General features: G+C 53.3%; 12 protein-coding genes. 10 read left to right on the forward strand and 2 right to left on the reverse strand.

The genetic code is table 11. The features are described 5' to 3' along the window. Positions 1-861 (reverse strand): HalD/BesD family halogenase, encoded by an 861-nt coding sequence (locus ACR0DL_RS17800; RefSeq protein ID WP_170351231.1) that lies wholly within the window; start codon positions 859-861, stop codon positions 1-3. Positions 862-990: 129 nt separating this feature from the next. Here ACR0DL_RS17800 and ACR0DL_RS17805 point away from each other — a divergent pair, with 129 nt between their 5' ends. The 8 genes from ACR0DL_RS17805 (at position 991) to ACR0DL_RS17840 (ending at position 10853) form a co-directional block, all read left to right on the forward strand. Further along, on the forward strand, positions 991-1860 hold the full coding sequence (locus tag ACR0DL_RS17805; protein WP_480690557.1) for a LysR family transcriptional regulator: 870 nt from the start codon (positions 991-993) through the stop codon (positions 1858-1860). A gap of 497 nt (positions 1861-2357) precedes the next feature. Further along, positions 2358-3935, forward strand: coding sequence for a MocR-like pyridoxine biosynthesis transcription factor PdxR (gene pdxR / locus ACR0DL_RS17810; RefSeq protein ID WP_170414779.1), 1578 nt, complete (start codon positions 2358-2360; stop codon positions 3933-3935). A 179-nt stretch (positions 3936-4114) separates the two neighbouring features. Next, positions 4115-5617, forward strand: coding sequence for a CoA-acylating methylmalonate-semialdehyde dehydrogenase (locus ACR0DL_RS17815; RefSeq protein ID WP_480690559.1), 1503 nt, complete (start codon positions 4115-4117; stop codon positions 5615-5617). 643 nt (positions 5618-6260) lie between these two features. Further along, entirely contained in the window at positions 6261-6689 is a 429-nt protein-coding gene (locus ACR0DL_RS17820) for a TRAP transporter small permease subunit (RefSeq protein WP_170379671.1), read from the forward strand. Positions 6690-6765: 76 nt separating this feature from the next. Continuing rightward, positions 6766-7815, forward strand: coding sequence for a TRAP transporter substrate-binding protein (locus tag ACR0DL_RS17825; protein ID WP_170351236.1), 1050 nt, complete (start codon positions 6766-6768; stop codon positions 7813-7815). A gap of 154 nt (positions 7816-7969) precedes the next feature. Next, positions 7970-9277, forward strand: a complete 1308-nt coding sequence (locus tag ACR0DL_RS17830; RefSeq protein WP_170351237.1) for a TRAP transporter large permease — start codon at positions 7970-7972, stop codon at positions 9275-9277. Between the two features lie 10 nt (positions 9278-9287). Beyond that, entirely contained in the window at positions 9288-9692 is a 405-nt protein-coding gene (locus ACR0DL_RS17835) for a universal stress protein (protein ID WP_170351238.1), read from the forward strand. 894 nt (positions 9693-10586) lie between these two features. Next, positions 10587-10853, forward strand: a complete 267-nt coding sequence (locus ACR0DL_RS17840) for a hypothetical protein (protein WP_480690561.1) — start codon at positions 10587-10589, stop codon at positions 10851-10853. Positions 10854-11156: 303 nt separating this feature from the next. On the opposite strand, the gene ACR0DL_RS17845 is transcribed toward ACR0DL_RS17840, so the two are convergent. After that, positions 11157-12185, reverse strand: a complete 1029-nt coding sequence (locus ACR0DL_RS17845) for a LacI family DNA-binding transcriptional regulator (RefSeq protein ID WP_170379679.1) — start codon at positions 12183-12185, stop codon at positions 11157-11159. Between the two features lie 113 nt (positions 12186-12298). Here ACR0DL_RS17845 and ACR0DL_RS17850 point away from each other — a divergent pair, with 113 nt between their 5' ends. Then, the gene (locus ACR0DL_RS17850; protein WP_170379681.1) at positions 12299-13810 is read left to right on the forward strand and encodes a tripartite tricarboxylate transporter permease; all 1512 of its coding nucleotides are present in this window, start codon (positions 12299-12301) and stop codon (positions 13808-13810) included. Continuing rightward, positions 13807-14262, forward strand: a complete 456-nt coding sequence (locus ACR0DL_RS17855; protein ID WP_170351242.1) for a tripartite tricarboxylate transporter TctB family protein — start codon at positions 13807-13809, stop codon at positions 14260-14262. Before ACR0DL_RS17850 ends, ACR0DL_RS17855 begins: the two co-directional genes overlap by 4 nt. The last annotated feature ends 13 nt before the right edge of the window (positions 14263-14275 follow it).

Below are 14275 nucleotides of genomic sequence, written 5' to 3' on the forward strand. Positions count from 1 at the left end.
TTAGCCCGTGGTTTCAGCCTTGCGGCTGGCCAGTATGTTTTCCACCCGCTTGCCGTAAATGCGAATGTTGATCTCATCCCCGATTTCGCGGTCGGGCTGTTCGTCATAAGTCATCGTGGCCGTAATTCGGGGGCGGTCTCCTTCAACCTTGGTCACGCCATGTAACGAGTACCCGCCACGGAACAACGTCAGCGTTCCCGCCCCGCGCGCGAAGGTCTGGGCATGAGACAAGTCCCCATCCAACAAGCGGTCCACCGCCTCTCGGTCTTCATCCGAGTCTGTCCGGGAATTTGGAATAAAGGTGAACTCGCCACCTTTTTCGGCAGCCTGCAATAACAGCGTGACAGTGCATTCGGTCGTATCATAGTGCCAGGCATGTCCGCTTCCGGGTTGCAGGGCGACGACGTTGAGCGCCTGAAACTCATCCGCGCATCGATACAGTTGGTCTTTCATCTGCACCCGCCGCACAAACTCGGTCAAAATTTCTGACTGGTACAGCTGCTTGAGGCCGGACTCTGCCGGTATTTGATCATCTGCAAGCTGCACGGCGCTATGGATGAATTCTTTTCGGCGTGGATCATCGTCAGGCAGCGAAGGGTCAATCGCCCCCTGATAGATGTTTCGCTTCACGTGCAAAATCTCCGCCGTCGGAAGCAGGGCGTTTGCCTCTGAATTCACCTGTTTCAAAGCCTTGGAATGCAGAAAGCCATCCAGATTGCACCAGCCGTTGGTGTCGATGCTGAGCTGACATTGGGCTAATAATTCTGCACCCGGGCCATTGTCCAGATCGGCAATCGGGTAGCGGTCGAGGTCTACAAAATCCAGAGCGACATCCCGTTTGGATTGGCTGGTGTCAGTCATGATGATCTCCTTCAGGAAAACTCAACCGGTCAGTGCGCTGTCGCACACCCCGATACTATGCAGAGCAGTCTTGATCAGATAAAACGAAACAAAACGGGCCCATGAACAAAAAATTTTTATGGAAAGCTGATGCGCCACAATCTGAACCTCAACTGGTTGCGGAGTTTCGAAGCCGCAGCGCGATTGCTGAGCTTCACATCTGCGAGTCAAGAAATCGGCCTGACACAGACTGCCGTAAGCCAGCATATCAAAGCCCTTGAGGCGCAGCTCGGCGATAAGCTGTTCGTGCGCCGCCCCAAAAGTCTGCAATTGACCGATGTGGGCAAAGCTTACTTACTGCCTGTCCGCGAAGCACTGGGCACGATTGAGATGTCGACGACCGGCCTATTTGGTCCCCGCGGGGCAGCAACGATCACTATACGTGCCTCGATGGCCTTCATCATGTGGTTGTCTCCAAGGTTGGATGGCTTTCTGCGCGACCATCCCGACACCAGCGTCAAACTTTTAACCTCGATCTGGAAGGATTCCTCGGAACAACACCCGGTCGATGTTGATATCGTCTTAGCGTCCAAAGACTATGCAGGCCCTAATTTGGAGCCGCTTTCGGACGAGGCGATTGTCCCGATTGTCAGTGCCGTGTCCCATGAAATGACAAAAGGGCCCAAGGACTTACTGCAGCACCCCTCAATTCATATCTTGGGTTTTGACGATCATTGGGCGCGCTACCTTTCCGCCTTTTCGCTGGAATCAACGCACCCTGGCGCGCGGCTGGTGACCGACACCTCAACCGCCGCGATCGAAATGGTTGGTGCTGGTTTGGGGTGTGCCGTGGTCATTGAACGTTTTGTGGCACGGGCGATGGCGGCCGGACAGAACATTCGTATCGCTGGCGAAGCGGTAGCATTGGAGCAATCTCATTACCTCATTAGAACAGATCACCGCGCTGCTGTTCGCCCACAAATCGAAGCGTTCAATTCTTGGCTTCGGCAGCAGTTCTGAGTTCAGCACCCTGATGTTGCCAGATGAGGTGAACTAAGCCACAGCTGACGAAGAATGAGGCCCCGCACCTTTTTTCTTAAGAAACATGGGGAAAACCCCCATGTTAACCCGCGAATCTTCACGTGAACGAATCTTGCGTAGTCAGTGATAGGGTGAGACCATCGCAGTACAGTCCGAGCAAACATGCGATAAAAGGGGTGTTTATGGAACCAGGCAATCTCAGGCTATTGCCAGTCTACAACGGGAATACACTGGCCGACCTGTTTCAGGCTTGTTCAAGCCCTTCTTTATTGTCGGCGATTTGCGGTTTGTGGGGCAATTCTGACTTCAAGCTGGGCAATCACATCATTGATCAGCCTGAACAGAGCTCGATTGACCTTTCACAATGCTTTGGCAAGGCGCTACCCTTTGTCGGATGTCGGTTTTGAGAATGGGAAGCCCAGAGGCTTTCTATATTCCGGGATACGTACACAATTCGCGTAGCCCCCAAAACTCGGATGCAGGATCACAATAATCATGCGTCTTGTGTTTTATCAAATGGCCAGTTCACGATGAGCAAAAATCTCTCTTGCAAAAATCAACCAGAGGCATCCGATGCACAGCGTTCGGCGTCAAATCTGGTCAATGTGATGAACATCGACCGCGATGACGCATTAGGTATACGCGATCAGATACGCGCAGAGTTGGCTTATTTGATTTCAAGCGGCGTACTGCAAAATGGAGCGAAATTGCCCTCCTGCAGAGCACTTGCGCGCGATCTCAAGGTGTCTGTGAACTCGGTGTTGGGTGCATATTCCAGGCTTGTTGACGAAGGTACGATCATTTCGAAGCCAAAATCTGGCTACTATGTCTCTCTCAATCTGAACCGGACGCAGGCCAAGGCAGATCAAGAGATCAACGCGAATTTCCCGAACATCGTCGAAAGAATAACCAGAAGGCGTTTGCCATCCAAAGCAGGCTGTATCACGCGGCCTGCGGATTGGCCGGACTATCAGTTCCCGTTCGTGTGCAACCAGGCGGCCTCGAACAGGTTTCCTTTGGCTGAATGGCGTGAATGTTCCCGACTGGCGTTGAACATGCGCGACCTCAGCAATTGGACAGGTGACAACCAGTATCGTGATTCCGACACCTTTGTTGAACAAATCTGTAGCCGGTTGTTGCCGCATAGAGGCATCGTCGCCAAGCCTGAAAACGTGCTGATTACCATGGGTGCGCAGCAGGCCATCTATATAGTGGCGGCTTTGCTGCGTGGCTTTGGCCGCGTCGTTGCAATTGAGGATCCAGGATATGCCGACGCGCGTAACATATTCGAGCAGACCTTTGATGAGGTCCGGTTCATCCCCGTCGACAGTGAGGGTCTTGTTGTCGATGAAAGACTGGCCGGATGCGATCTGGTCTATGTGACGCCAAACCGTCAGATGCCAACAGTTCTGTCTATGTCGCAGACCCGAAAACGTCAGCTACTGGACATGGCAAAGAAGGAAGATTTCCTGATTATCGAAGACGATTATGAAGGTGACATGGACTTTGATGAGAACAGTCTGCTTCCTTTGTATAGTGGGCATTCTCAGGGGCGGGTGATCTATACTGGCAGCCTTTCAAAAAGCTTGGCTCCGGGTCTGCGGCTGGGCTATCTGGTCGCCCAGGAATCTCTGGTGCAAGAAGCGCGCGCCCTACGCGGAATGATGATCCGCCATCCACCGCACGTCATTCAACACACCGCATCTCTGTTCCTGCGTTTTGGTCATCATGAGACGCACCGGGCAAAGATGCACCGGATTTTCAACGAACGCTGGCACGTCGCATCGCAGGTCATCCAAGAGCTGTTTCCCGATTTCGAGTTGCAATACGAATATGGCAGCACGAACTTTTTCTTCCGCAGCACCCAAGGGCACAGCGCCTATCAAATCGCGGAAGCTGCACGTCAAAGGGGCGTGATTATCGAGCCGTCAAGCGTCTGTTTTTCTGATGAAAAGAAGGGTGAAATAACCTTCAGGCTTGGCATTTCCGCTGTTCCTGCAGGCAATATCGAACAGGGTCTTCGCACCTTGCGCAGCGCCATTGATGCGCTCTAGCTGTGCCCACACTTAAACTCATCTGTGTCTATCCAACAGGCCAACAAACTTACCTTTATTGATGGGCAAGGCCAATCGGGCTGGTCTGATCGAGTCACTTGCCCACGCGAAAGCAAGTTATTTTTTTGTTGATTTACCGCGCCCATAGGTCCGTCAGGTCGAATGTAGCGAGGTGAGAGATGAATATTCTGGGGCACTTTGTATCCAACGAATTCTGGCCAGGTGCGAGCAACAGGATTTCTGAAATTGTAAACCCGGCCACCGGGGCGGTGACCGGAAAGGCAACGCTGGCCTCTGTCGAAGACGTAGACACCATCGTTAGAACAGCGGCTGAGGCGGCGCCGGGCTGGGCGGCAACACCGCCTGCCAAACGCGCGATGGTTATGTTCGAGTTTCGCGATCTTCTCAGAAAACACACCAATGAACTGGCTGAACTGCTGTCGTCAGAACATGGAAAAACTCTGCCGGACGCAAAAGGCGAGATTGCGCGCGGTATCGAGGTTGTCGAATTCGCGTGTGGGATTCCTCAGCTTCTTAAAGGCGAGTATTCAGAGGCCGTTGCAGCAAACGTAGATTGTTTTTCTGTCAGACAGCCTTTGGGCGTTGTTACAGGTGTAACACCCTTCAATTTTCCCGCCATGGTCCCGCTTTGGATGTATCCGGTGGCCATTGCCTGTGGAAACACCTTCGTGCTGAAGCCTTCCGAAAAAGACCCCTCGGTCGTGATGCGCATCGCGGAATTACTGGCGCAGGCCGGGTTGCCACCGGGCGTTTTCAACGTCGTGAATGGGGATAAAGTGGCCGTGGATGCGCTTTTGGATGATCCATTGGTTGAAGCGGTCAGCTTTGTCGGCTCAACGGCAATTGGGCGTTACATATACTCGCGTGGCTCGGCGAACGGGAAACGCGTGCAGGCGTTGTGCGGCGCAAAAAATCATCTGGTCGTTATGCCGGATGCGGATTTGGAACAGGTTTCGGACGCGCTCATTGGGTCGGCCTATGGCTCTGCGGGTGAGCGATGTATGGCCATTTCCGTTGCCGTACCCGTTGGTGAAGACACAGCAGATCGGCTGATCGACGTACTGGCACCCAGGGTGCGGGCTTTGAAAGTTGCGCCATTTACCGACCCGTCCTCAGAACTTGGTCCCGTGATCAGCAAGCAAAGCTACGACCGCATCTATTCCTATATTGAACAGGGCCTTGAAAAGGGTGCCGAGCTTGTTGTCGACGGGCGCGAAATCTCGTTACAGGGGTACGAAGACGGCTATTTCATCGGCGGGTGCCTGTTTGACCGAGTGACGCCTGATATGCCCATCTACAAGGATGAAATCTTTGGTCCGGTCCTTTCCGTGGTGCGAGCTGCCAGTTACGAAGACGCAGTTGGTCTGATAAACGATCATGAATATGGAAACGGGACGGCGATCTTCACCCGCGACGGTGACGCTGCGCGTGATTTCTGGGCGCGCGTGCGCATAGGTATGGTCGGAGTAAATGTGCCAATCCCGGTTCCGGTCGCTTATCACTCTTTCGGAGGGTGGAAGCGGTCCTTGTTCGGCGACCATCACATCCACGGCATGGAAGGGGTGCGATTCTATACCCGACTCAAAACCATGACAACCAGATGGCCATCCGGAATTCGCACGGGGGCTGAATTCAATATCAACGGTGGAAAAGTTGTCTGAGCCTAGGCTGGGAGTGAGCAGCCATTCTTAAAATTCTCGCATTGAGACATTGAGGCGCCACATCATATCCCGGCGAGGTTCTATTATTTGAAGTTGATCCCAAAGGCCTCGTGAAAACACTAACACGTGCCTACGCAAAATCTGTGTAGCATCCTAGTGCTTTTCTGAATCTCATCTTTGTAATGCATCAGGACGACGAAGAACCACCGTCTGATCGATCCATTGAAGCAATGTGCGTTGGACGGGCGCTAACTGTTCCCATCGACATTGAAATTATCCGCTTAATTTCAAGTCAATATCGAATAATATTGTTGTTTTACAATGCGATAAGCATTGGATTGATCTGTGCCCATATTTTCATCGATCTGTGCCTTTCGCTCATTAGCCTGCATAATCTTAACTTGACCCGAGGAGGACGATGCAAGCCTTCTGCGAAATGAGGGGTTGCGCCTGCTCGCGTATGGAACGCATCATATTCTTCTAGGGAAGACAGAGCTGGGTCTGCAAAGTCATTGCAACGCCTTGTTCAAAATAGGCATTTTCACGGGGAGGACAAAGCGTGCTGATGCGAGGACTTGAAGCTCTTACAGGGGCCATATCCGAATTCGCAGGTTGGATCGGATGGTTTCTGATTTTGTACTGCATGGCGTTTGGTGTTTCCGACGTTTTCATGCGTTACCTGCTCAACAACCCATCGCAATGGATCGGCACCACCTTGCAGGCCGCAATGGTGCTTTTGGCATGTGTGGGTGGTATCTATTCGCTGCAGCATGATAGCTTTGTGAAGCTTGATCTTTTCTACGCGAATGCGACAACGCGAAAGAAGGCGATCCTAGATGTGTTGACCGCGCCCATCGCGATCCTCTTTCTGGTTACTCTGATCTGGAAAGGATACGAAGCGGGTTCGCTTTCACTGATGCTCAACCAGTGGACGCCGACATCGGTGCCGATTCCGATCTACCCAATCAAATTTGCAATCCCACTCGCCGGGTTCTTTGTTCTGCTGATCGTCATCAAGAAGCTTCTTGTGGATTTGCAAACAATCTTCGGCGGCGAACCTGATGAGGCGTAAGCCGAAACCCGGCGACGTCCTTATCTGAACAAGATCAAAACGAAAAAAATCATCTCTACAAACAAGGAGGATACAAATGAAACTTGAAAAATCCATAAAGACAGCCTTTTGGGCCGGTGCTCTTGCCACCAGCGCAAGCGTTGCTTTCGCTGCAGACGGACCGCCGGATGAGGTAACAGAATGGGTTTTCCAGCCGGCATTTGACCAAACTGACGCTGGTTGGGACAACGGCCTGATCCCTTGGGTTGAAGCCGTTGAGGAAGCAACACAAGGTACCGTTAAAATCCGTGTCGAGCCTGCTGGCGCACTGGTAAGCGGCGCCGAGGCCTTCTCTGCAGCCGCAGCCGGTCAAACAGACGGCTATGCCGGCTGGGGATCCGTCTATGGTGGTGATATGCCGGAAGGCATGCTGGCTTTCGGTATGGCAATGGGCGCAAACAACACCGAAGAAGCATGGGAAGTGATGTGGGGAAATCCTGACTATCGCGTCGGCGATATCGTTCAGGAAGCTGCACACGCGCGTAACCTGCACTGGGCTGGTTGGACCAACCAGGGTCCAAACGCGATGTTCACCAAATTCCGGGTCGAAAAAATGGAAGATCTGGAAGGGCATAAAATGCGCGCAGGTGGTCCTCAGGCGATCTTCCACTCGACCATGGGTGGCGCGCCGGTTTCCATGAACGGTGGCGAAATCTATACTGCCATCAAGCTGGGCACGATCGAAGGCACCTACTGGGATACCGGTGGGATCGACGACATGTCCTTCCAGGAAGTGATCGATTACGCGATCATGCCGGGTTGGAACCCCGCACAGCACCAGGAAATCTTCATCAACCTGCAAAGCTGGAATGCCCTGACGGACTGGCAGCGTGAGCAAATCGACGGTATTTTCGAAGAAACCTACTTTGAAACCAGCCGTATGCACGCGGAAGGCGTTGAAGAAGCGCTGCAAATCCTGCGCGATGCCGGTGGCGAAGTGATCATGCTGAGCGACGAAGAAGTGGCAAGAATGCGTGAAAAATCCATCGCAGAAGTTTGGCCCCAAGTTGCTGCAGCATCTAAAGGAAACGCCAAAGGCGTCGAAATCTACAAAAAGTTCCTCGAAGATAAAGCTGCAGGGAACTAATCCACCGAAAATTCGTCATACGTGACGCACAAAATGACCGCTGGCTTGTTAGATGAGCCAGCGGTGCCCCGGAAAATGCCGCCAACAATACGGCATTTGGAACCGCGCATTAGCCGACGTTCCTAGGCTGCCACGTGCTAAGGAAAGACAAAAAATGAGCCTTGAACTTATCACAGCGCTGTACTTCATAGTGCTATTCGCCATTCTTTTCATGGGTTTGCCGGTCTCATTTGGCCTTGGCGGTACAGCCGTACTGTTCGCGATGATCATAGAACCGCGAGCGCTCTTGTCGGTGCCAAGTGCCTTTTATTCGACTCCGTGGAGTTCCATTCTGGTGACCGTGCCGCTCTTCCTGTTCATGGGATCCTTGATACGATTTTCCGGAATAGCCGAGGCCGCCTATGACGCTGTCTATAAGCTGATTGGACATGTTCATGGCGGACTGGCGATGGGAACGGTTCAGGTCTGTACCGTTTTCGCAGCTATCACTGGCATCACGCCACCTGCGACGACAACCATGGGGCAGATCGCATACCCCTCGATGATGCGATACAATTATGACCGTAGGATCGCCATCGGGTGTATCGCGGCAGGTGGCGCTCTGGGCGCGCTGATCCCACCGAGCGTTCCGTTCATCTTCTATGGTCTTTTGGCAAAAGTATCCATCGGTGACCTGTTCATGGCCGGTCTGATGCCGGGTCTGATGCTTGCCATGTTCTATACCATCTACATCGGTGTCCGTTGCCGCATTCAGCCGGAACTTGGGCCCGCTCTACCGGCAGATCAGAAATTCACGGTGAGTGAAAAACTCACCGCCGTGCTCAGCATCTGGCCCTTTGCCCTTTTGATCGTGATCGTTTTGGGCGTTATCTGGGGCGGCATCGCAACGCCTGCCGAGGCTGCTGCGTTTGGTGCTGCGGGCGCATTCGTCATCAACTTCATCTATGGCAAACTGACCAAGGAAGTTCTGGTTGAATCGCTGGTGTCGACAGTAAAGCTTAGCGGTATGGGCCTGTGGATCCTGATTGGCGCAACTGTCTATCTCAACGTGTTCAATACCTTGGGCAGCCAGGACCTTCTGACCAATCTGGTTCTATCCATGCCAGGCGGAAGCACAGGCATCCTGTTGATGATGATGCTGATCATCTTGATCCTGGGTATGGTCATGGATGACTGGGCCATCATTCTGCTTTGTACCCCACTGTTCATCCCGATCATTGATGAACTGGGGATCGACAAACTGTGGTTCGGCGCTTTGTTCATCGTAAACATTCAGATCGCCTATCTGACCCCTCCATTCGGCTTCGTTCTGTTCTGGATCAAGGGCGTTTTGCCCAAGGACGTAAGTATGGGCGATGTTTACAACTCGGTTGGACCCTTTGTTGTACTTCAATTCGTTGGCCTCACGTTGATTTTCATCTTCCCGGAAATCGCCACCTGGCTGCCCAACGCGCTGAAATAGAGGATATCAGATGTTCAAACATATACTTGTCCCCGTAGCTCCCGGACATGAGAAAGAGTATTCGGCATCCATAGAAGCAGCGAAAAAACTGTTGGCGGACGGTGGTCGGATTTCGGTCTTGTCCATTATGGAAGAGCTGCCATCCTACATGGCGTCATACTTTCCGAAGGATCAGCTTAAGAAAGCAATTGAGGAGCTTGCGGATACTTTGACGGCAGAGCTGGGATCGGACGTGATCGATGTTCATGTTGTGTCAGGACATTCGACCAATGCAATCCTCAGTTGGCAGGAAAAGCACAAGGCAGATTGTGTCGTCGTGTCCTCACACCGACCCGGTCTTTCTGACCTACTACTGGGATCTACGGCCGCCAGGGTTGTACGGCATTCCAATTGCAGCGTGGTGGTCCTTAGATAAGGTCAAGCAAAATCAATTGGTTGCAAAAAGATGGGGTTTCCGGTTCCTCTTGGGGAGGGGCCGGAAACTTTTTTCATTCAAAGTACTGTATTGAAAAATGTAAAACTCTCAGGCGCTTGGTTTCATTTTATTGAAAGCCAACAATTCTTGTCGGATCGCTTAATTACTGAGACTGCGCATGCAACAGATTCAGTTACTTAGGTTTTCGAGTCTTTGTGACTCGGAAACGGGCCAAAATTTCCAAAACTTAAGAACGCGACTTTCGGTTGACAGGTAGGGAATGCTTGGAAAGAGACCAAGAGAGCCTCCTTTGCGCCACTAAGACCCACTCAACTGGCCAGCCAGTAGTTTCTGCCAATTGTCCTGCCAGTGGCGTCAATACACCTGGCGCAGTCGGAACCGTTGTACACACCGCCACCAGTGATCCGATGGCGGCCAGAGAGGCAAATATTGCCGTATTGCTGGAAAGGTTTGCTTCATGAACATGGTCACCAGATACACTCCGGCCCAGGCATTTATTCCGGAGTGAAAAACCACGGCTCCGAAGCCAATGACCCCGGACACAAAGAAGATTGGCGCAATGTTTACTTTCTGAGGAAGATCACTGAAGGGGATGACACCGACTACAGGTAATGCACAGATCAGAGCGGCCCCAAGTGCGACCCACGCAGGTGCGATTCCATGCCAGCTGTCTGTAACCCAAAGTAAAATGTTAACTCCGAGTATGCCGGATATGGCAACTGGGCCGAACGCGACATCCGCCATCTGGGGCGTCAATTTGCCGAAATCGTTTGCCATCCAAGCCTGGCCAACTCGCTCAGTCGCAACCTGTGCCTGGAAAAACTGGCCGAACGGGCTGTCCAGATCATCGGCTCAGAGGCGGACTGGGCTCAGATGGCGGGGAATGCTGGCATAGGGTTGCCGGACCACACTGCCATGAAGGTGGGTTCTTCACTGATTGCCTTGCAGATCGTTTCCCGCAGCCAAGGTGCGGCGACTATCTCGGAGGATTTTTTGCGCAGCTACATCAAAAAAGGACTGCTGGTCTCTCCACTCGATGATCGGTTGCCTACGCCCCGCAGTTTTTTTGGTCGTTCAGGGCACCTCGGAAAAACGAAACGTGGTGAACCAGTTCTGCAGCTGGCTTCAAGACTACTATAAAGCAGCGCAAAGTTGAGGACTAAGGCTAACAGTTGGAGCGTAACCCCGCCGCTTGACGTCCAAGAGGTGCAACTACTCGCCTAATGAATTGCTACAGTCTGTGTGAATCATAACTTTTCTACTGCGCGGAAGCGAACTATCCGGCGCTCATGCAGCAGTTTTCACACCGCAAGCACTTAAAGCGAGAAAATTGCCAATCTGCTATCAGTTCATCGCAACCAGCAGGGGCGTTCACACCTTCACACCCGTAAACGCTCAATACGAGAATTTTCCGGGGTCAAAAAATATTGCCTTGTATAGCCGCTAAATCGTCACTGGACCCGTTGTTCCTCTGACGATGCACTCCAATTCGCAGCAGACTCTGAATGGCTCCGGATCGTCTGAGGTAATGTAGTCGGTGAACTTTTCCCCCGCCAGCGTTCCGATGGTTTCTGCCGGAATACGAATGGTCGTTAGACCCGGCTCGACGTCTGACGACCCTTTGAAATCGCCGATGCCGATAATCGACAGGTCTTCGGGCACGGTCAGGCCCAGTCTCTGCGCGGCAAACAAGGCACCCTGTGCAATAACATCGTTTCCGCACAACAATGCCGTAGGGCGCGGATGTTCCGTCAAAAGGTAAATGGCAGCCTGCTTTGCCTGCGAGACACTGTAGGGCGCTTCGGAAACTCGCTTATCCGGAAGGCAAATATCCCTTTCCGCGAGCGTATCATGTACGGCTGTGAACCGGTGCTGCGCTCGATCATTGCCATTGGTTTTGGGAAAAATCAGTCCGATGTCCCGATGCCCCAAGGCCAGAAGATGCTCGGTCGCAAGTCGCCCGGCCAGAAGATTGTCTGCCCCGACACAGGGCAAGTCTGAATCTTCGGAGTAGTTCCATATCGCCAGCCCCGGAATTTTCTGCTGTTCGATCAGGCGGGCGGTTGCCTCGGCGTGTTCCAACCCGACTAGCGCGACCCCGTCCACACGATGCTCGAGCAACTTGCGAACCATCGCGTATTCCCGGTCAAGATCGTATCCGTGCGACGCCAGCAAAAGGCTGAAGCCGGCCTTGTCGATCGAATCCGAGAATGCCTGAATGACCTCAGCAAAAATGGCATGGTTGATTGTGGGCACAACTAGGCCGATGGTCCCGGACCGTTTGCCATGCATCGTCTGTGCAGCACGGTTGCGGATATACCCCAGTCTCTGAACCGCTCGGTTGATCTTTTTGCGAGTCGCTGGGTTCACCAAATTCGGGTGATTAAAGGTACGTGACACCGTGGACGGAGAGACTTTTGCAGCCTTTGCAACTGCCACAATATCCACCTTACCCTTCTGAAAAATTGACATAATTTTCTTCCATTTGGTCGATTTTATGAAAACATTTGCAAAACTATTTTCATTGCCTAACCTGATTTGTCAACAAAAGTAAAAACATGAACCGACGGGTTGGGAGGCCCTGAATGGAATTCATTTATTACTTCGGAGACGTGTTTACCCCGCTGTCATTCATGCTGCTGCTCGGCGGTACAATTGGGGGCCTGATTCTGGGTGCCACGCCCGGGCTTTCACCGACCATGGCTGTCGCGCTGTTGATCCCGTTTACCTTCCAGCTTGAGGCAGCGCAGGGTCTGATCTTGCTGGGAGCCGCCTATACATCGACCGTGGCCGGAGGGGCAGTCAGCGCAATTCTCCTCAAGATCCCCGGCGCGCCTGCTAATATCGCCACAACACTGGACGGGCATACGATGGCCAAACAAGGCCAAGGTGCGCGCGCTTTGCAGCTTTCGTTTCTGGCTTCGGCGGTGGGCGGAATATTCGGGGTTCTGCTTTTGATCTTCCTAACCCCCGTTTTGGCCAAATGGGCTCTGGCGTTCGGCCCTTCGCATTTGTTCTGGCTGGCCATTCTGGGCGTGACGGTGATCGGGACTCTGGACTCCGCGTCGGTGGTAAAGGGGCTACTGTCAGGCTGCATCGGCTTGTGGCTGGCCACTATCGGTTTTGATGACATCATGGGGGCGCAGCGTTTCATCTTTCACCCCGCTTTGGGTGGTGGAATCAACATCATTGCCGCGCTGATCGGCCTGTTCGCAATCCCACAGGTGCTGACGATGTTCGCCAAGGGTCGCCATAACGCAGGGGCCGAGGTCATTGAAGTGCAGCGCCATTCGATCGTCGCGGCATTCCGAGAGTTGTTCAGCCGCACCCGCGCGCTGGGTATCGGCACGATGACAGGCTCGATCATCGGCCTGATCCCGGGTGTCGGCGGACAAATCGCGGGTCTTGTTGCCTATGATCAGACCAAAAAGTTCTCGGCTGAAAAAGACAAGTTCGGCACGGGTCATTCCGAAGGCGTGATCGCTGCGGAATCCGCCAACAATGCCATGGTCGGCCCATCTCTGGTACCTTTGCTGACGCTGTCCATTCCCGGCAGCCCCACCGCCGCTGTTCTGTTGGGCGGCTTGCTGATTCACGGTATTTTTCCCGGCTCAGACCTGTTCGACAATCACCCCGATGTCGCCTGGACCTTCATCAACTCGATGCTGATCGGGCAGATACTGATGTGCATCTTTGGCCTTTATGTCGCAGGGCTAGCAGCCCGCGTGGCGCAGGTGCCGCAATCGGTCATGGCCGCCATCGTGCTGGCACTGTCGGTCTTTGGGGCCTATTCGGTGCAGGGATCGATGGGCGACGTCTATGTCATGGCCTGTCTTGGCATCGGCATGTTCTTTCTGGAACGTTTCGGATTCTCTGCCGCACCCCTGGTGCTGGGGCTGATCCTTGGACCCATCGCCGAGGCCAACTTCATTCAGGGCGGAATGATCGCCGACGCCACCGTTGGCAAGGCTTCGTATTTCCTGACCGGCGGTTTGAACCTGTTGCTGATCGTCATTGTGCTGGCCTCGATCGCCTATTCGGTCTGGATGGAGCTGCGCAGCCGTCGCTACACCACCAAAGAGGAGGCGCAGGCATGAACCGCTCGCAGCACATATTCGGGTCGGGTCTGGTTTTTGCAGTTGGTCTCTGGGTGACGTGGGTCAGCTATACCCAGCAACCGGCCGAAGCCTTTCTGTTCCCGCGCCTTATCGCGTCTGTTTTCGTGGTTCTGGCCGGCTGGACATTTGGCAAAGCCCTGATGGGCTTGTCCAAGGTCGGAAACGGCGTGACGCGCGCCATGTTCATCAACATGCTGCCCGGCCTGATCATCACGCTGATCTACGTGTTCTGGGCGGCAAAAACGCTTGGGTTCTACACCGCTACGACCATCGCCTTTTTTGTCCTGCTGTCGATCTACGATCCCGCGCCTCATGCCGAAGCAAAAAGCTGGATCAAACGCGGGGTCATCACAGTGGTGTTTGTGACGGTGATGTACGGGCTCTTCGCCATGCTTCTGAACGTCTACACCCCAAGGGAAATTCTGTTCTGACCGCACCAATTTG

Source organism: Ruegeria sp. BB5 (genome assembly GCF_056539405.1).

Coding starts and splice junctions, on each gene's coding strand:
- ACR0DL_RS17820 (WP_170379671.1), top strand. CDS start 6,261: ATGGCGTTTGGTGTTTCCGACGTTTTCATGCGTTACCTGCTCAACAAC.
- ACR0DL_RS17845 (WP_170379679.1), bottom strand. CDS start 12,185: ATGTCAATTTTTCAGAAGGGTAAGGTGGATATTGTGGCAGTTGCAAAG.
- ACR0DL_RS17815 (WP_480690559.1), top strand. CDS start 4,115: ATGAATATTCTGGGGCACTTTGTATCCAACGAATTCTGGCCAGGTGCG.
- ACR0DL_RS17830 (WP_170351237.1), top strand. CDS start 7,970: ATGAGCCTTGAACTTATCACAGCGCTGTACTTCATAGTGCTATTCGCC.
- ACR0DL_RS17855 (WP_170351242.1), top strand. CDS start 13,807: ATGAACCGCTCGCAGCACATATTCGGGTCGGGTCTGGTTTTTGCAGTT.
- ACR0DL_RS17835 (WP_170351238.1), top strand. CDS start 9,288: ATGTTCAAACATATACTTGTCCCCGTAGCTCCCGGACATGAGAAAGAG.
- ACR0DL_RS17825 (WP_170351236.1), top strand. CDS start 6,766: ATGAAACTTGAAAAATCCATAAAGACAGCCTTTTGGGCCGGTGCTCTT.
- ACR0DL_RS17850 (WP_170379681.1), top strand. CDS start 12,299: ATGGAATTCATTTATTACTTCGGAGACGTGTTTACCCCGCTGTCATTC.
- ACR0DL_RS17840 (WP_480690561.1), top strand. CDS start 10,587: ATGGCGGGGAATGCTGGCATAGGGTTGCCGGACCACACTGCCATGAAG.
- pdxR (WP_170414779.1), top strand. CDS start 2,358: ATGCAGGATCACAATAATCATGCGTCTTGTGTTTTATCAAATGGCCAG.
- ACR0DL_RS17805 (WP_480690557.1), top strand. CDS start 991: ATGCGCCACAATCTGAACCTCAACTGGTTGCGGAGTTTCGAAGCCGCA.
- ACR0DL_RS17800 (WP_170351231.1), bottom strand. CDS start 861: ATGACTGACACCAGCCAATCCAAACGGGATGTCGCTCTGGATTTTGTA.